Source organism: Enteractinococcus coprophilus (assembly GCF_006716305.1).
Classification (GTDB): Bacteria; Actinomycetota; Actinomycetes; order Actinomycetales; family Micrococcaceae; genus Yaniella; species Yaniella coprophila.
Genome location: NZ_VFOU01000003.1, coordinates 632,881 through 651,137 on the forward strand (window position 1 = coordinate 632,881; position 18,257 = coordinate 651,137).

General features: G+C 57.7%; 15 protein-coding genes and 2 tRNA genes. 5 read left to right on the forward strand and 12 right to left on the reverse strand.

Annotated elements, in window-relative coordinates; translation table 11 throughout:
* Positions 1–26: 26 nt before the first annotated feature.
* Positions 27–100, reverse strand: a tRNA-Asp gene (locus FB556_RS10870).
* A gap of 39 nt (positions 101–139) precedes the next feature.
* A tRNA-Glu gene (locus FB556_RS10875) sits at positions 140–212 on the reverse strand.
* A gap of 306 nt (positions 213–518) precedes the next feature.
* Between FB556_RS10875 and FB556_RS10880 the strand changes: the two genes are divergently transcribed.
* A complete protein-coding gene (locus tag FB556_RS10880; protein ID WP_141867547.1) occupies positions 519–1,295 on the forward strand; it encodes a GntR family transcriptional regulator in 777 nt (258 codons plus the stop codon).
* 287 nt (positions 1,296–1,582) lie between these two features.
* Positions 1,583–3,157: a C40 family peptidase gene (locus FB556_RS10885; protein ID WP_141867549.1), complete on the forward strand. Its 1,575-nt coding sequence runs from the start codon at positions 1,583–1,585 to the stop codon at positions 3,155–3,157.
* A 133-nt stretch (positions 3,158–3,290) separates the two neighbouring features.
* Here FB556_RS10885 and FB556_RS10890 read toward each other — a convergent pair whose 3' ends face one another.
* The 6 genes from FB556_RS10890 to FB556_RS10920 form a co-directional block, all read right to left on the reverse strand.
* Positions 3,291–4,307, reverse strand: a complete 1,017-nt coding sequence (locus FB556_RS10890) for a universal stress protein (protein ID WP_246057399.1) — start codon at positions 4,305–4,307, stop codon at positions 3,291–3,293.
* Positions 4,308–4,401: 94 nt separating this feature from the next.
* On the reverse strand, positions 4,402–5,289 hold the full coding sequence (locus FB556_RS10895; RefSeq protein ID WP_141867551.1) for a spermidine synthase: 888 nt from the start codon (positions 5,287–5,289) through the stop codon (positions 4,402–4,404).
* Positions 5,286–5,846 carry a hypothetical protein gene (locus tag FB556_RS10900; protein WP_141867553.1) on the reverse strand — a complete coding sequence of 187 codons (561 nt, stop codon included), beginning with the start codon at positions 5,844–5,846 and terminating at the stop codon, positions 5,286–5,288. The genes FB556_RS10895 and FB556_RS10900 overlap by 4 nt, the downstream gene beginning before the upstream one ends.
* The gene (locus tag FB556_RS10905; protein ID WP_141867555.1) at positions 5,843–6,196 is read right to left on the reverse strand and encodes a thiamine-binding protein; all 354 of its coding nucleotides are present in this window, start codon (positions 6,194–6,196) and stop codon (positions 5,843–5,845) included. The genes FB556_RS10900 and FB556_RS10905 overlap by 4 nt, the downstream gene beginning before the upstream one ends.
* A gap of 325 nt (positions 6,197–6,521) precedes the next feature.
* Complete coding sequence (locus FB556_RS10910; RefSeq protein ID WP_141867557.1) at positions 6,522–6,791, reverse strand: hypothetical protein; 270 nt, start codon at positions 6,789–6,791, stop codon at positions 6,522–6,524.
* A 212-nt stretch (positions 6,792–7,003) separates the two neighbouring features.
* On the reverse strand, positions 7,004–7,429 hold the full coding sequence (locus FB556_RS10920) for a nucleotidyltransferase family protein (RefSeq protein WP_141867558.1): 426 nt from the start codon (positions 7,427–7,429) through the stop codon (positions 7,004–7,006).
* Positions 7,430–7,564: 135 nt separating this feature from the next.
* Between FB556_RS10920 and pta the strand changes: the two genes are divergently transcribed.
* Positions 7,565–9,637, forward strand: coding sequence for a phosphate acetyltransferase (gene pta / locus FB556_RS10925; RefSeq protein WP_141867560.1), 2,073 nt, complete (start codon positions 7,565–7,567; stop codon positions 9,635–9,637).
* 24 nt (positions 9,638–9,661) lie between these two features.
* On the forward strand, positions 9,662–10,843 hold the full coding sequence (locus tag FB556_RS10930) for an acetate/propionate family kinase (protein ID WP_141867562.1): 1,182 nt from the start codon (positions 9,662–9,664) through the stop codon (positions 10,841–10,843).
* Between the two features lie 28 nt (positions 10,844–10,871).
* Here FB556_RS10930 and FB556_RS10935 read toward each other — a convergent pair whose 3' ends face one another.
* From FB556_RS10935 to ku, 3 genes are read right to left on the reverse strand one after another with little or no spacing between them, the layout of a single operon-like run.
* The gene (locus FB556_RS10935) at positions 10,872–11,354 is read right to left on the reverse strand and encodes a hypothetical protein (protein WP_141867564.1); all 483 of its coding nucleotides are present in this window, start codon (positions 11,352–11,354) and stop codon (positions 10,872–10,874) included.
* On the reverse strand, positions 11,351–13,723 hold the full coding sequence (locus tag FB556_RS10940) for a molybdopterin oxidoreductase family protein (protein ID WP_141867566.1): 2,373 nt from the start codon (positions 13,721–13,723) through the stop codon (positions 11,351–11,353). The genes FB556_RS10935 and FB556_RS10940 overlap by 4 nt, the downstream gene beginning before the upstream one ends.
* Positions 13,724–13,771: 48 nt before the next feature.
* Complete coding sequence (gene ku / locus FB556_RS10945) at positions 13,772–14,647, reverse strand: non-homologous end joining protein Ku (RefSeq protein WP_141867568.1); 876 nt, start codon at positions 14,645–14,647, stop codon at positions 13,772–13,774.
* Positions 14,648–14,762: 115 nt separating this feature from the next.
* Between ku and FB556_RS10950 the strand changes: the two genes are divergently transcribed.
* The gene (locus tag FB556_RS10950) at positions 14,763–17,279 is read left to right on the forward strand and encodes an ATP-dependent DNA ligase (RefSeq protein ID WP_141867569.1); all 2,517 of its coding nucleotides are present in this window, start codon (positions 14,763–14,765) and stop codon (positions 17,277–17,279) included.
* 76 nt (positions 17,280–17,355) lie between these two features.
* Here FB556_RS10950 and FB556_RS10955 read toward each other — a convergent pair whose 3' ends face one another.
* A complete protein-coding gene (locus tag FB556_RS10955; RefSeq protein WP_141867570.1) occupies positions 17,356–18,255 on the reverse strand; it encodes a hypothetical protein in 900 nt (299 codons plus the stop codon).
* Positions 18,256–18,257 lie beyond the last annotated feature (2 nt).

An 18,257-nucleotide genomic window follows, 5' to 3' on the forward strand; every position in this document is an offset into this window, starting at 1 on the left:
CCTCAGTGGACAGGCTCCTATATCCGCGACCCTGACGGGACTTGAACCCGCGACCTCCGCCGTGACAGGGCGGCGCGCTAACCAACTGCGCTACAGGGCCATGAGAACCATAACAATCCTCAAAGCCATTACTGACTTGTACCCCCAACGGGATTCGAACCCGTGCCGCCGCCGTGAAAGGGCGGTGTCCTAGGCCACTAGACGATGGGGGCCTGACGTTCGCGGAGTTTTGCACTCGCTTGTGCGATCGACCTAGATCATCATAGGCCTAAACGTTTTTCAAAAGCAAATCAGCAGGAACGCCAGCAGAATCAGCACCCTGAGAAAACCCGACTAGCTAGCACAGAAACCCCTGTGCACCTCAGCGCATCAGTCCTTCATAGGCGGACATACCAGCCTGTCAAAACCCATTATGAACGCCGACTGGGAGCCGACGGCTTCCGACGAACCGCGTACAGACAAATCTCAATTTCCAGTGATATTGTGAGATTCAGCACTCTTAGATAGTAGGAGACCTGATGGACAAGCCTGTTATGCCGGAGCTTTCACTGCTAAGCAGCGACAGCGAAGACGACCCGCTTCACGCCCATACACCGACACGGATCGCCGCCGCACTGCGCGAACATATCTGCAAAGGGGCACTCAGCCCCGGCACGAAGCTATCTGAAGAGATGATTGCTGCGGAGTTTGAGGTTTCTCGCAACACGCTGCGCGAAGCATTTACCGTGCTGGCAGGTGAAGATCTTGTCTATAAGGTTCCCAACCGTGGTGTCTTCGTTATCGACCCTGGGCCGCGCGATATTCGAGAGATTTACCAAACCCGACGATTCCTGGAGCCTTCGGCCATCCTCTGGGGCAAGCTCACGCCGGAACTCAGCGAAACATTCAATCGTGTTGCCGACCGCACGCGACGTGGGATCGCACAAGAAGATTTCTCGGCCATAGTAGAGGCCGATCGAAGCTTCCACGTTGCCGTGGTTGCCCTGGCAGGCTCGGATACAATGTCGCAAGCATTGGAGCGTCTGCTAACTCGGCTGCGACTAGCTTTCCACAGCCTACGAATCAGCACCCCCATTCACGGTACTTTCGCACAGCAGAACCTGGCGATCATCACTCGTATCCTGGCCGGCGAACGCATCGAAGCTTCACGTGGACTCCACCGCTACCTCGGCTTGGCTGAAAACATGATCATGCAGTATGTCACTGGTGCCGCGCAACCGGCGACCGACCGCAAACAGCCTGCAGATCCCCTCAACAATGGACGAGAGATCCACCCAAAACTCATCCAGGAATAAGCGTTACAAATAGGTCACGTGGCGTCTGAAACGATCTCGTTTCAGACGCCATTTTTTGCATGTCAAGCACCAAACCCATTTTCTGTGAAACAAATTGAAAAATCGACGATTCCTCAAGGATCCTGATGATTACAGGCGTGTCGCGATAATTACACCGTTGTGATTCATGTGTACCTACGTGCCAGGTGTTGCAGTTGTGACAACTGTGCGGATAAAGTCATGGCTTGTGGTCACGATGGTTATAACAAAACCATAAAACTGGACTAGCCACAGAATGAGGAAGAATCGTGAAATCACGAAGTGTGAAAGGGGCAGCCGCCGGCGTCGCCCTGGTTACGGTCGCAGCAATGTCTGCCACCGCAATGCCACAGATCTTCTCAGAATCCGACACAGTTTTCGCCAAATCGACTCACGAGCCAGAAGCTACACTCACCGAGGTACCTGATCTTCCAGATAAGACGACGATCGCGAAGGCGAAGGAAAATCCTGATGCCCAAGCGAAGTTGCGCGAAGACCTAAAGAAGATCCTCGACAAGAGCAACCAGCGTTTGGCCGATGCCGAAGGTGAGACGCTTTCTGCAAACGAAAAAGCTCGCGAACTTGGCGAGGCCGCAGCAGAAGCTCGTCGTGAAGCTGAGACAGCTGCTCAGCAAGCGCAACTTGCAGCCGAAGAACATGAACTCGCTCAGGAAGAAGCTGGGGAAGCCGTTGCGGACATGTATCGCAACGGAAGCTTGACGACTGAAGAGTTCCTGTTGGGCGACGAAGATGCGCTGGCACAGGACGCGACCGAACAGCAACTGGCCAATTCATTAGCCGGTGACGTCGGGACAGCTCAGCAGAACCAGAACGCAGCAAAGCACCTTGAAGGCGAAGCCACTAATAAGTCAGAGGCCGCCGAGGAAGCTGCGAAAAAGGCTCAAGAAAAGGCCGAGGAAGAAGAGCGTAAAAAGCGCGAAGAACAAGAGCGCTTGGAACGCCTGGAACAACAACGTCTAGAAGCTGCAGCTGAAGCCCAGAGACTTCGGGAGGAAACCGCTGCAGCTCTTGCCGCCAGCGGCTCTGATGAGACCGTAGATGATCTTGATAACGAAGTTCGCCAAGAGTACGCTGCGCAGAACAACGGTGGCGAGGTTCCAACCCCGTCGACATCAGCAACCAGCACTGAGCAAGCTCAGCAAGCACCGGTGACGCCGACCGAAGAACCGACCCCAGAGGCTTCGCCAACGCCGTCGTCGACACCAACGCAAACCGCAACGCAATCGTCGGCGCCAACTGCGACGTCGTCACCGACGCAACGTGCTGCACAAACACCTCCTGCCACTCAAACGCCGACAGCGACTCGTTCAGCTACGCCAACTCCGACACCTACACCTACTCCAACTCAGACGCGGACGTCGACACCTACGCCGACGCCGACGAAGACTCAGGCACCAAAACCGAAGCCAGCACCACAACAGGTCACAGCTGCTTCGGCCGGTTCCAACATGTCGGCTGCGGTCAACTGGGCGGTCAATAAGACCAATGAAGCCGGTACCTCGTACGTATGGGGCGGGAACGGGCCGAAAGGTTATGACTGCTCAGGTTTCACGTCTGCAGCATTCGCTCAGTCTGGGAAGTCGCTGCCACGCCAGTCGAAGGCACAGTATGGTGCTGCTAAGCAGTACGTTTCGTTGAATAACCTGCGTCCTGGTGACTTGGTGTTCTGGTCAAATAACGGCCAACAATCCGGTGTTTACCACGTGGCGATCTACATCGGTAACGGCCAGATCGCCCACGCCCGTAACCCATCGACCGGTATCACGGTCACCGGGTTGCACTACTCGCCATACAACATGATGTCCGTTGGTGGCCGGTACTAATTTCTAGGATCCTCGAAGGGTTCGGAGTCCGGGGAAGTTCTCCGGACCCTTGGAGGTAATAATTCAATAGCACGACAACTGAGGGCCTGCACACCGTTTGGTATGCAGGCCCTCAGTCTTTGTAGTCAAGGCGTTATTCTTGTGGGTCCTGGTTGATCATCGGCCCGAACTCGGGACGATCGTGCAGGCGCGGATCGTCGTGGTACGGCACGATCATGACGGGCCCACGGGCGTGGGCTGCAATGCCCTGCGATGTTGACCCCAGCAGCGCTCCGGTGAAGCCACCCAACCCGCGCGTCCCGACGACGGTGAGGCGGGCGGATTCGGATTCGGCGACGACCGCATCGACGGGCACCCCGTCGATAACTTCAGCTTCAATATTTAGGTCCGGGAAGTGGGATTGCAGCCATTCCACACCGGCGTTGAGCTTGTCGCGCAGTTCATCAAACATCGCGCGTTCATCCACCGTGGAGGGCAACCACTCCACAGCTGAGGAAACCGGAGCCATCGCGGTGATGACCTTCAAGCGACACGATGGACTGCGGCGAACGGTTTCTTCGGCAGCGCGCAGCATGGCAACACGGCCTTGTTCGGAACCATCAGAGGCGACGACCACCGGCGTATCGGTGCTGGCGCGAGACGCTTCGGCACCGCGTGGTACCAGCACGACCGGGCACTTAGCGTGTGCTGGTAAGCCGCGAGATACCGAGCCGACCAACAGGCCCAAGAAGCCGCCGCGGCCACGCGGACCGGCGACCAGTAGTTCGGCGTCGTGAGAATAATCCACGAGCACCGTGCCGGGATCCCCGAGCTCAACGTTGCAGCGGATCTCAACGCCTTCGGTGTCGCCGAGTTCGGCTTTGGTAGCTTCGAGAATCTGTCGGCACGATTGAGCCAGCGCGGAGTCCTCGTGGCCTCCGGTGGCAGCATCCACCGCTACCGATGGGAAGATCGGCAGGGTGTAAGCCGAAACCATGGTCAGTGGTGCACTAATACGTTTGGCTTCGCGCAGCGCCCAGACGGCAGCTGCCAGTGACCGTTTGGAGCCGTCCACCCCGACGACGACGCCGTGTTTTTTCTTGGTGGGGTTTACAGGCAGTTCCGTGTCTGCGTTCACCTTGTTGGCTGGGTCATGAAATTGTTCGGTCATGGCGGTTCCCTCCGTACGGTCATCTCGCTTCCACGGTTCGGATGCGAAGTTCCTGTTTCCATTCTAGCGCCGAAGTCGGGTGTGACTCAGCCCTCTAGGGTGTCTCGTGTTGTCGTAGCAGCGGTGTTAGCGACGGCGGCGTACCAGCGATGAAATTGGTGGTGGCCACACCAAACTTTGCTTGAGCCGGGAGTGGTTCGGCACGCAGAGCTGCGGTGAAGGCGTCCATGCCTCCCAGCTCAGGGATAGCTAACGGGGTGTGGGTGCCGACCATGACAATATTGCCGCGGCGGCGACCTTTAAACATGGTCGCATCCGAGATCAGGGTGACGTGTTCAAATGCTTGTGCCAGAGCGGCCGCTTCTTCGCGTGCCGGGTGCAGATTCGGTGAACCACCATAGTTGATGATGTAGGCGCCCTGGGGACCGACGGCGCTGGCGGCTCGTTCGGCGGCTTCCAGTCCGGTCAGGTGCATCGGTGTGATGTGGTCACCGCGGGTCGTGCCAATGAAGACGTCGCGGATGATGACGTCCCAGCTGTCGGGTCGGGTTTCGGCCAGCACCTGGCCGGCTTCAGCCACACGCATCTTGACGATTGGAGCGCGCGGAAGCCCAAAATTATTACGCGCCAGTTCGGTAAGTTTCGCGTCCATCTCGACCGTGGTGTGCCGCGAGTTCGGGTAGCGATCCGCACCCCAACGGGCCAGTGTCGCTCCGGCACCGCCTAAGTGCAAGAACCGCAGACGGGCTTCTTGTGGGTAGCGAAAACCTATCGCGATGGCGATCCAGCGCATGTACTCAAAGCCCAGCCGCTGCGGCTCATCCGGGATCATCTGGGAGGATTGCACACCGTTGAGTAACAATTCCCAGGCACCCGGGGTGAATGGGTCGGGCCGAATTTCCGCGGTGCCCGAATCGATCTCATAGATCCCTGGTTCAATATTCACCGCAGACTGTTTCTGGTTGCGCTGCTGTTTCGTCATGATCGCACCATAGCCTGACGCGCCACCCCGTGCCACGGTGCCACTGCCGGGTCGACCGGTTCTCCAAGGTCTGCAAACCCGGCAGCGCGCAAACTCTGGACCACCGCAGGCGCATGGCCAGAAACCCAGGTGAGCGCCGGAACGTCCCCGACCGCCTGGTCAACCAGGGCCTTGCCGATCGCGGCGGCAGCGTCGTCGGCCAGATAAAAATACCGGATCTCCCGGACGTCGCCCAGGCTATAGAGCTCGACGAACTCGGCGGTGTGCTCGCTGTATTTGGTGGTGGCCAGAATGGTTCCGATGATCCGGTCGCGCAGGTCCTCGGCGATCCAGATCTTGTCACCTTTGGCAATCCGCGATTGCCAAAACTTCACCTGTTCATCGGTTGTGGCCTCAGCCTGCGCGAAAAACCCCTCGTCTTTCAAGCGGCCGTACATTGCCCGCCAGGCGCGGTGCTTGAACTCCACCAGCGCCCGAGCATCAGCCGCCGCGGCATCACGCAGATAATACTGTGCGCCGGTTTCGGTGGTGGCTTTGCGGTTGAACGGCCAAATCACTGGGTGCGACCATCTAACAGGTCGTGCACACGGTCAATCTTGGCGTCGAGCTGACCGTCGGATTTGGCCGGGCGAATGTCGGCCTTCATGGTAATCGAGATGCGCGCGCCGTAGGGTTCCACGGCGTCGACACACCGCTTCAGTACGCCCATGACCTCATCCCAGTCACCTTCAATCTCGGTGAACATCGACGACAACCGGTGCGGCAACCCTGAAGCGCGTACGACGTCGTAGGCGGCAGCCACCGCGCGGGCCACCGAGCCGGTCGCGGCGTCCTCGGGACTATTGGCGGCCGCGTGTTCGCCGAGAGTACCGATACCTGCTACAGAAATAGAAAAAGCGAGAATCATGTTTCCATCGTAACTGTATCCAGAGCCTCGCAGGCCGCTCTGAAAACCCGATGGTATTAATCTGCAGTGTGCGTGCCCTTGCGAAAATTCTGCGTGATTCTCTCCTGAAGCTGATAACGACCAGTGTGAGACTGTCGCACCATCTAAATGAAAGTATCTACGCAACGACCTACCCATTAGAACGCAAAAGACATGCTGATCGTCAGAAATACGAAAACCCGCCTATTCGAGAGGAATAGGCGGGTTCTCGCTCGCTTTATATAGCGTTCGGATTGAAATAAACCAAACGAGATGCTCGGTAAAAAATTTTATAGAGATCGCATTCTCATGCAGGCATTTGATCTAGATGCAGGGCGTTGTGCATAAGTCTCCGAGCGCGACCTGCGAAGTAGTTAGCGTGAGTGATTTTCACAGTCTCGAGAGAGTCTGAGCCGACTAACACGATATCGATCGCGTTATTATTTGCGTACGCTTTTTCCATTTCTGAGTATGCTTCAGTAGCTCGTTCAACGTCACGCCCAAATTCCTGAGCGGCGATAAGCTCATCTTTGGCGTGATCAAAAACTAATAAGAAATGTTGAATAGCAGCGGACATTTTTATGAGGTTGTGAGGCAGAGGTGTATTAGTCTCCCGAAACCAGTAAATGTCGGAGACAGCCCGGAGAAAATCAAACATTGGACCTTCTCCGTCTTGTTTAAAATTCATCCCCAACTCGTGGGAGAAGCCCTCTACTGTCTCCGCCCAAATGTGCATAGATTGTGTCCGGATCTGTACTTCAATTGGCAAATCGTTCGAGGAACGAACAACTAAGTGATGAGCCCTATAACCGGACCCCGAGGTTTATCTACATAGTCATCGTGATGGATAACCCGTGACCCGAGTCGATCCACCACTGTATCAACCAACTGTTGAAGGCCAACAAGATCAGAAACGACCGCGCGACAACCGCCGATATCTTGCATTCGATCTAAGCTCAAAGTAGTCTCGCGATTTTTTAGTTTGTCGATAATCGTCGACTTCTTCTTGAGCCGTTGAGTCACCTCTGCTTCAACGCGTGCATGCTCCGCATATCGGCGTATCGCCATGTTAGTCGTTCCGATCGGCCTACTAAACTGCGCTCGATAACTTCGAATGACCTTTTCAACTACCCGTGCATCTTCGGCGCTACCTTCACCACGGTCGAGTCTTCGAACTTTGGTACCAACCTTCTTAACCTGTTTACGCGAAGGCATTTCCAAATTTTAGCTCCCGCCAGTCGATACACCGCTTCAGAGCAAGGCTATAGCTTCCCATCGTAAACATGAACCAGGCACACGACTATAGTTGGTGAGGGTGCACCCACCCGTTGAGTTGAAAGGCACGTGAGCATGGCCCAAGGTATTTACATCACCACGACGACGATGCGAGCCGGTAAAACCCTGGTCTCGATGGGACTGGCTGACGCGCTGAACCGGCACGCCGGCCGGGTCGGGTACTTCCGCCCGATCGTTCCCGGCGACGACGTGCACTCCGATTCGATGGTCCAGTTGATGCGCGAGACTTTTGAGCTGGATGCAACCGCAGCCACCGGCGGAGTCACCGACGCGTATGCCAGGGCGATGATTACCTCGGGCAAACAAGACGAGCTCTACGCCGAACTCGTGGTCGCCTATGAGACTGTGGCCGCTAATGTCAACGCGGTGGTCATTGAGGGCACTGACCTGCTCAATGGCGATACCGGGTTTGAACGAGAAATCGACACGGATCTTGCCCTGCACTTCAACGCGCCCGTGCTCGCCGTCGTCTCGGCTCAAGGGCTGACCGCCCAAGAAGCCTCCGAAGCCGTCGAGTTGACCCGGTCGAATCTGCGCGACGCCGGCTCCGAACTGCTGTCCATTGTGGTCAACCGCGCCGAACCCGCGCTGCTGGATGAAATGGCCACGACCATCAAACCGGGAACTAACCAGCGCAAGGTGTACATCATCCCCGAGCTCGAGGAGCTGCGCCACCCAACCGTCGGGGAGGTCGCCTCGGCCCTGAGCCTGGACTGGGTCGCAGGCTCCGAGCAGCTGGACCGTGACGTGTCCGAGGTCAAGGCCGTCTCGATGGAGGGTGGTAACTTCTTACAAGTCCTCAACGACGGCGCACTGGTGATTGTTTCGGGGGATCGTTCCGATGCGATCCTGGCGACCCTGGCCGCTGCCCGCACCGCCGACTTCCCGGTCCCGGCCGGCATGATTTTAACCAACGGGATCGAGCCCAATCCGATGATCCAGCGGCTGTACTCAGATGCGCCGTTCCCGGTGTTCGTGTCATTTTCGGATACCTTCACGATGGCTCGCGCGGTCGCCGCCGTCCCGTCGAGTCTCTCAGCTGCCCAACCTCGTAAGACCGCAGCGGTGTTGGGTGCTTGGAATAGCCACGTTGATGAAAACGAATTACTGTCGCGTATCGAATTGGCCCGGCCCACTGCGATGACCCCGGTGCGGTTTTTGCACCAGCTGACCGCGCGTGCCTCGGCAGACCGCAAACGCATTGTGCTGCCAGAGGGCCAGGACGAGCGGATCCTGCGCGCCGCCGAAATTCTGCGCCGTCGCGGCGTCTGTGATCTCACGATCCTGGGCGACATCGACGACATCCAGCAAACCGCCGCCAAGCTCGGTGTGGACCTGACGGGGATCGATCTGATCAACCCGGCCGAATCCCCTGACCGGGAGCCCTACGCCCAGGCCTATGCTGAAGCCCGCGCACACCGCGGTGTGAAAATCGATTTTGCGCGTGAGATGATGCTGGATCCGGCCTATTTTGGCACGATGATGGTCCAGCAGGGCCACGTCGATGGCATGGTCTCGGGTGCCGTGAATACCACTGCGCACACGATCCGCCCGGCACTGGAGTTTGTGAAAACCAAACCCGGCACCAAAATCGTCTCCTCGGTGTTCTTCATGCTGCTGCCCGACCGTGCTCTGGTCTACGGGGACTGTGCGGTCAACACCGACCCGAATGCCGAACAGCTCGCCGATATCGCTGCCGCGTCAGCCGCCACCGCAGCACAGTTCGGGGTTGAACCGCGCGTAGCCATGCTGTCGTATTCGACCGGTGATTCGGGCTCGGGTGAAGCCGTGGACAAGGTCCGCGAAGCGACCCAGCTGGTCAAGGCCGCAAACCCGGAACTCAAAGTCGACGGCCCGTTGCAGTACGACGCAGCCGTTTCGGCTTCGGTCGCAGCCTCCAAGATGCCCGACTCCGAGGTCGCCGGCAATGCCACCGTGTTCATCTTCCCGGACCTGAACACCGGCAACAACACGTATAAGGCCGTGCAACAGTCGGCCGGTGCGGTTGCCGTCGGACCGGTCTTACAGGGTCTGAATAAACCGGTCAACGACCTCTCGCGCGGCACTACGGTGGATGACATCGTCAACACCGTGGCCATCACCGCCATCCAAGCACAAGCCAACTAGCCCACGCACTCAAAGGAAGCCATCATGCTCATTCTGGTGATCAACTCGGGTTCCTCCTCGCTGAAATACCAGTTGCGGGAACTCAACGACGACGGCACCGACGCCGCCGAGCCTATCCAGGCGTCCGGGCTCATTGAACGCATCGGGGTGCCCGGTGCCGAAATTGCCAACCACACCGAGGCGCTCGATATTGTGGCCAAGGAGCTTGATGAAGTGCTCAACGGGCGCACGATCGATGCGACCGGGCACCGCGTGGTCCACGGCGGTGAACGCTTCAAGGCACCGGCGTTAGTGGATGCCGAAGTCATCCGAGCAATCGACCGGCTGGCACCGCTCGCTCCACTGCACAACCCGCCCGCGACTGAGGGCCTGCGCGCTCTGAGCACCAAATGGCCCGAGATGCCCCAGGTCGTCATCTTCGACACCTCGTTCCACCAGACGATGCCACCGCAGGCCTGGCGGTATGCGGTACCAAACTCGTGGTACACCGACTATGGCATCCGCCGCTACGGGTTCCACGGCACCAGCCACGATTTGGTCACCGGCAAAACCGCCGAGCTGCTGGGCGTGCCCCGCAAGGACTTCACCGGGATCATCCTGCACCTTGGCAACGGGGCATCAGCTACTGCAATCAAACACGGCAGATCCGTGGATACGTCAATGGGCTATACTCCCCTAGCCGGGTTAGTCATGGGAACTCGCTCGGGCGATGTTGACCCGTCAATCATCTCGCATTTAGGCACCTCGCACGGCTTTACTGCTCAAGCGATCGACCGTGTGCTCAACCACGAGTCTGGCCTCCTCGGGATGACCGGTCATGCCGATATGCGCCAAGTGTTAGAGTCTGCTGAGGCTGGGCAGCGCGAAGCTCAAGTGGCCCTCGAGGTGACCACCTATCGGTTGGCGAAATATATTGGTGGCTATCATGTTGCCATCGATGGTGCGCAAGCCATCACGTTTACCGCCGGGATCGGCGAGAATTCGGCACCCTTCCGGGCCCGAGTGTTAGATCGTCTTGGCGTGCTGGGCATCAAATACGATCCCGCGCTCAACGAGTCACCCTCCGATGACTCGCGATTGATCTCCACTACAGACTCAGCAATCGCCGTGGCCGTGGTGCCAACCGATGAGGAAATGGCCATCGCCCAGGAAACCTTCCACATGGTCAATAATGCCAACGCATGGGGGCGAGGCGTCGGAGTCTAGGCTCTTGCAACCGCGGAAGCGGTAGTCGTTAGCTACTCAACACTTGCGGGGAAAGCTGCTTAATTTGGGCTTGAGCCCAAGTCTGTTGCCGTTGAGTTTCTGGTTGGCACTGCGTGACGACTGACAACAGGTCAGATTGCTGCAAAGCCTTGGCGCCTTGTGAGAGCATCGTCCACTGCACGGCGATCCCGCTGGCTGTCATGTGGATTGTGCGTAAGTCCCATAACAACGCAAGTCCGGACGGATTATCGATACCCAACGACTCGCTGTGGGTGTGTTGTTCAGCGTGTTTGGATGCTCTGGCATCTGACGTCTCAGCTTGCAATGCTTCCCCATAATCTGTCGCAATCTCTGCAAGCTTCGCAATATGATTTCGCGACCATTGCGCCAGGTCCTTCGCGACGTGGTGAACCTCGGGCTCTGTCACATAGCGTGCAGATAGCTGCAGCAGGTCGTGGTATAAGTTCATTTCGGATCGATGTATTGACACTAATACCGGGCCGATCTTCATCTGGATCCCTCCTTCATCCCGGCTGGAACCGAGGTACCAGCAGCGGAGCTTACCCGTCGGATGGCAGCCGCTGCGGTTTTAAATATTGGTTGTTTCGATGCAGGGTCCCAGTCTGTCAGCGTCAGCTCGTTGGCTGCCCGACCCGGGCCATCTGGTGCGCTCCCGGTGGTATCCCAATACCCATAATGAAATGGCAAAAATATTACACCGGACCGGATATCGGTGATCCGGGCCTTCGCCTGGACCAGCCCGCGCGGTGTCGTAATTTCTGTGAGGTCACCATCTTGAATGCCCGCCGACCTCGCATCGGCTGTGCTGAGTTCTACCCATACTTCCGGGGCCGCATGATTAAGCTCGGGAGCACGGCCTGTCTTGGTTCGGGTATGGAAATGATAAATCGTGCGCCCGGTGATCAATTGAAAGGGGTATTCCTCGCTCGGTAGTTCGTGGGGTGGAATGTACTCGGCAGCGCGTAGGATCGCTTTGGCGTCCGGGTTCATCGCCCGATATTCGGTCGCGGTCACGGGAGCGCCGGTCTCAAGATCTCGCCCGTAGGATTCGCAATAGTCAGGGTCACTAAAAAACGCGCCGTCTCGATATAACCGCTCGGTGCCGTCGGGGTTATCTTCCGTACATGGCCATTGGATCCCCGATCCCCTGCGGAGCTTGTCATAGGTGATCCCGGTGTAGTCACATGGGCGACCCCGAGAGCATGCTTTCCACGCTTCAAACGCACTTTCCGGGTCAGACCAGGAAATTAACGGTCCACCGTCTTTGTCTCGTAGGTCAAGCCGTCGAGCATAGTCGATGAAGATCTCGAGATCGGGTTTGGCCTCACCTGGTGGTTCAACGGCCTTGTCTGAGATGTGCACCGTGCGATCCACGTTGGTGAAGGTGCCGGTCTTCTCGCCCCAGGTCGCGGCTGGTAACACCACATCTGCTAGCTGTGCGGTTTCGGTTAAGAAAATATCCTGGACGATCAACTGAAGATCGTCCTTGGATAACAGCGCACGGATCCGAGCCAGTTCGGGCAACGAGACCGCCGGGTTCGTCCCGCTCACCCACAACTGGCGGATCGAACCTTCTTCGACATAACGCATCATCTGCATCAGGTGCGTCGGCGCAGAATAGTGCGGGATGTCGTCCGGGTTGACGTTCCACACGCGAGCAAGGTCTGCGATATGGTCGGGGTTGTTCCAGTTCCGGAAGCCGGGGAGATCCCCGTCTGCACCGCATTCGCGAGTGTTCTGGGCGGTGGGCTGGCCATTCATTTGAAATATGCCACACCCGGGCTTGCCCAGCATCCCGCGGACTAAGTTGAGGTTATTGACCTGCACGGCGGCCGCAGTGGCCTGATGCGACTGATAGAACCCCTGCAAGACAGTCGATAACAGCCGTTGTGCGTGACCCAAGATTCGGGCTGCTTCCCGAATCTGTCCCACTGGAACATCACAGATTTCTGCGGCGCGTTCCGGCGGATACTCCTTCACGACCTTCGCCAGGTCATCAAAACCGATGACGTGTGCATCAATGTAGTCCCGGTCGATCCACCCATTGGTGATAATTTCGTGCAATAGTGCATTCATCAACGCAACATTCGTGCCCGGGCGCGGTGCCAGGTGCACCGTGGCATGGCGTGCCACCGGAGTGGGTCGAGGATCAACACAGATGATCTGTGGCGGGTCATCACCAGCGAGTCGATCCAACATCCTCATCCACAAGACACTTTGCGTTTCGGCAACATTGTGCCCAAACAGCGCGATCACATCGGCATGATCAACATCGGTATATGATCCGGGTTGACCGTCGCTTGCGAAAGATTCCTTCAGAGCAGCTGCAGCGGTGGCCGTGCACAGCCGGGTGTTGCCATCCAGATGCTTGGTACCGATGCCGCCGTGGGCAATGGTTGCCAGGGTGTAGTACTCCTCAGCGAATAACTGGCCGGTCGTATGAAAGCCCACCGCGCTGGGACCCTGTTCCTCAAGTAACCGCCGGGTGGTATCGACAATCCGCGTCATGGCGGTTTCCCAGTCAGTTTCCACCAGGGTGCCGTTTTCACGAATCAACGGGGTGGTCAACCGGTCTTTGGACTCATTGGCCTGCCACCCATATACATCTTTGGTATCGAGCCTGCCGTGGTTGACTCGGTCCACGGCCCGACCACGCACTCCCACTATGCGTTCATCTTTGACGGCAATGTCTAAAGCGTCGCCGTTGGAATGCAGAATTGAAGCCGATTGGACCCATCGATCCACATCGTGTTCTGTTAATCCTTCAGCCAGGTGAGTATCGACCCGAACGGGCCAAGCTGTCCCAGCGGCATACGGGGTGCGCGCACCCCACACGTCTGTAATACGGTTATTGTTCATCGTGATCCTTTTCCCGTCCTGGTCAGGTAACCGGTTGGTTGGTGAGAATCAGCTAGCTTTCTTCTTTGAAGTCGAACGCTTCGAGTCGGACTTCTTCTCCGAGCTGGCCGACTTCTTGGATCCAGATTTCTTCGACTCTCGTGATTTGCTCACTGACTGTCGCAGGGCCTCCATCAGGTCCACAACTTCGCCGCCAGCATCGTCATCCTCGTCCTCATCGGGGAAGGTTTCTTCGAGATCGAGGGCGTCGCCGGCTTCGATCTTCGCATCGATCAGCTTGCGTAGTTCGACCTGATAGTCGTCTTCAAACTCTTCTGGCTCGAAATCCTGTGAATACGACTCCACCAGGGTGGCGGCCATTTCGAGTTCTTTCTTCCCAATTTTGGCCTTGGAGTTGACCCCTTTGAAATCAACGTCGCGGATCTCATCGGCCCAGCGCAGGGTTTGGATCATGAGCATTTTGCCGCACGTGCGCAAGATCGCCAGCCGGGTACGGGTACGCAGCGTGATTTTGACGATCGCCGTCCGGTCGGTGTCGTCCAGGGTTTGGCGCAGCAGCAAATAGGCTTTGGGCGTCTTAGACGTGGGCTCGAGGAAATAGGATTTCTCCAGCATGATCGAATCGATCTGATCAGACGGAACGAATTGCAGTACCTCAATGTCGTCGTCATCCTCGGCGGGCAACGCCTCGATATCGTCCTTGGTGATGATCACGCGGTGGTCGCCGTCGTCATAGGCCTTTTCGATTTCTGAGTACTCAACGACCTCACCGCATTCCTCGCATTTGCGCTGATACCGGATGCGGCCACCGTCTTTGTCATGCACCTGGTGCATGTCGACGTCGTGGCTCTCGGTTGCCGAGTACAACTTCACGGGCACGTTGACGAGTCCAAAGGCGATGGATCCAGACCAGATTGCTCTCATGGCCCCCATTAAAACCTACCTATCGGGCCCTGGCTAGGGGTGGAAATCGCCATCGTCGCGGTCTAGGCGCAGCCGGGGTGGCTCCGGTAGCATGCACGCAACAGGAGGATTGTGCATGTCCCGCGATGAACAGAAAGTCTCGATTGATGGCCATCGGTTGACCCTCACGAATCTCGAGAAAGTCTACTACCCGGAAACCGGTACGACCAAGGGTGAAGTCTTGGACTATTACGCCCGGATCGCGTCGATCTTTATTCGGCATGCGGCCGATCGGATTGCCACCCGCAAGCGCTGGGTTGACGGCGTCGGTACCCCTGAGCAACCCGGCAAAATGTTCTTCGAAAAGGATCTGCCGGAGCATGCGCCGTCGTGGCTTGCCACCCACGAGATTGAACACAGCACCGGCACCAAGCACTATCCGCTGGTCCAAGATCAAGCGACGCTAATGTATCTGGCCCAGCTGGGGTCGCTTGAGATTCATATCCCCCAGTGGCGTGTGCTGTCGAAGGGCGATCCCGGCACGATTACCTCGGATACCCGGTACCCTGACCGGATGGTGTTTGACCTCGACCCGGGCGAGGGCCGCGGACTGGCCGACTGTATCGAGGTGGCCCACATGGTGCGCGAGCTGCTCAACGGGATGGGCCTGGATGCTTACCCGTTGACTAGTGGGTCCAAGGGCGTGCACATGTACGCGCCGCTGGATGGTTCGGCGACTAGCCAGCAGGTCTCCGATGTCGCCAAAGAACTCGCGCGCAGCCTGGCGGCCGATCATCCCGGGCTGATTGTCTCGAAGATGAAGAAAACGCTACGCAAGAATAAGGTATTCATCGACTGGTCGCAGAACTCGGCATCCAAAACCACGGTCGCACCGTATTCACTGCGCGGCAGATTCACCCCAACGGTCGCCGCTCCGAGAACCTGGGACGAGCTGGCTGACCCAGCGACTGTTGAACATCTGCGCTTCGAAGAGGTCCTGGAACGACTCGACGATCTTGGCGACCTGCTGGAACCCTTAGCGCAGAGCGCCGGAGCCGCAGATGCGGCGTCCATAACTGATGCCGATCCGGACGAAGCACCGCAGGATCGGCTAACCACCTACCGGTCGATGCGTGACCCAAAGAAAACGCCCGAACCGGTACCGGATCGTCACGGCACCACCGGCGACGAACGCATCTTCGTGATCCAAGAACATCACGCGCGCCGACTGCACTGGGATTTTCGTTTGGAACACGAAGGCGTCTTAGTGTCCTGGGCACTGCCCAAAGGTCCACCGACCGATCCAGACCGCAACCATCTCGCCATCCAGACCGAAGATCACCCGATGGAATATGCCAGTTTCGAAGGCACCATCCCCAAGGGCGAATACGGTGGCGGTGAGGTCACCATCTGGGATTCGGGCACCTATGAACTAAAAAAATGGCGCGACGGCAAAGAAATCACCGCGGTGCTCCACGGGCAACCAGATGGCGGTCTCGGTGGGACCAAAGAGTTCGCACTGTTTAATACCGGCAGCCACGGCCCGAATGAGGATCCGGCCAGAAACTGGATGATCCACCTGAAGGAAAGCTCTGCCGACGACGCTGCACCCCGGTCAAAGAAAACCAAAACCCGCAAAACTCGCGACGACGAGGCTGAAGTCTCTGCAGATGGGCCTGTGGAACCGGCAGAGTATGCACCGATGCTTGCCACCATCGGTGAGGTCAATGCCGTTGAGCAGGATGAACACGATTGGGCTTTCGAAATGAAATGGGACGGCATCCGTGCCATCGCCACCGTCCGTGCGCCCACTAACGCTACTCCCGGGTCGGTGGCACTGGTCAGTCGCAACGACATCGATATGACCAACACGTACCCAGAACTCGCGGAACTAGCAGAGTGTGTGGAGGTCGATTGTGTCGTCGATGGTGAAATCGTCGCCCTCGGCCCATCAGGGCGCCCCGAATTCGGCCGCCTTCAACAGCGGATGGGTCTGAAAAAGGCTCGGGATGTGGAAGAAGAACGCGCGAAGACCCCGGTGTATTTCATGGTTTTTGATGTATTGGAAGTTGACGGCGAATCACTGCTGCGCGATTCTTATGACCAACGACGACAGCGCTTATTTGAGACCGTGTCGGAAGGTGAGCATATTTATGTTCCAGAAGCCTTCGATGGTTCTCTTGAGCACGCGATGAATTCCAGCAAGCAGCTGAAGCTTGAGGGGGTCATGGCGAAAAAGAAATCCAGCGTCTACCTTCCTGGGAAACGTACGAAGACATGGTTGAAACTCAAACACGCTACGACACGTGAAGTGCTGATCATTGGGTGGCGAACCGGCAATGGCGGTCGGGCAGGTACGCTCGGTTCGCTGTTAGTTGCCGCCCACGGTCCAGAAGGTTTGGTGTACATGGGTCGGGTCGGCACCGGATTCGACCAGGATCAGCTCGAGATGCTGCGCGAAAAGCTGGATGGTATTGCCCGGAAAACACCCCCGGCGGACGTCCCCGCTGAGCAGCGTAAAGATGCCAACTGGGTGACCCCCAAGCTCGTGGGCGATGTGGAATTCGGAGGCATCACCGAGGCCGGACGCCTACGCCATCCGGTGTGGCGTGGACTTCGCGACGACATCGACCCCGAAGACGTCACGGTATAGCGATCCAGCTCAAGGTCTCTGGAGTTCGCTCTTGTGCTTGTCTCCTAGGCGAGTGCTGTCGGCCTGATTCTCGCGCTTAGCTATCCGAAGCCTTGGCTTCTTCGGATCGTGCCGCTTCGATTGCCGGGCGGTCTTGACCGCCTTTGATCTCTCGTGGCTTGCGCTCTCGTTTGGCGCTGAGTTCGGCGGAGAGGTCGGGGATCTGGTGCCACTGCGGCAGTTGCCCGAACGTTTCTTGCGTCTGTTCCACTACCTTGCGGGCAAGAGCACGGTTGGCGAAACCACCAATGCCAGCGCCGATGCCAAACGGCACGGCGCGTCCAAAGAAGCGTAAGGCTTCACCGCGGAGCAGTGTTTTCATAAACCGGTTCGCCAGCGAGTTGAAGGCGCGTTCGGTGATCCCGGTGATCCCGGAGGCAATCCACGCGGTCGGCCCCAATGTCCCAAAACGTGTTCCAGGCTGAGAGTCTGCTGCTTGTTTGAGTAGCTCACGGCCTTCTTCGCCCAACAGGATCGTCATGACCAGGGCTTGGGAGTCTTTTGAATTCTTCGTGTTCATCCCGGCAAGTTCCGCAATCGCCTGTGCGTAGAGACCGGTTAATTCGAGAAAGCCAAGGGTGGCACCGAATGATGCGCCAAGACTTGCGGCAGTCCCAATGCCCGGAACGGCTCCTACCCCACCGGCGGCCGCACCGGTGGTGGTCAGCGAGGCGATGTAGCGGCGCGATAAACGCTCAGCGAGTTCACCGGGGCTGTCGTCGGGGTACTTCTTGCTCATCCGACGCAATTCTGCGATGACCAGCGGACGCTGTACATTCATAGCGCCCAGGACCGCACGTCGAAACGCCGGCGTTGGCCGACCTTTCGAATCAACGGCTTTGCCCAACATCTTCTGGGCCTCCCGGGCGGTTTTGTCGCGTCGAGCGCCTTTGGCTTTGGTCTTTTTTGATTTTTGGATTTCGTTATCTTTCGGCAAGA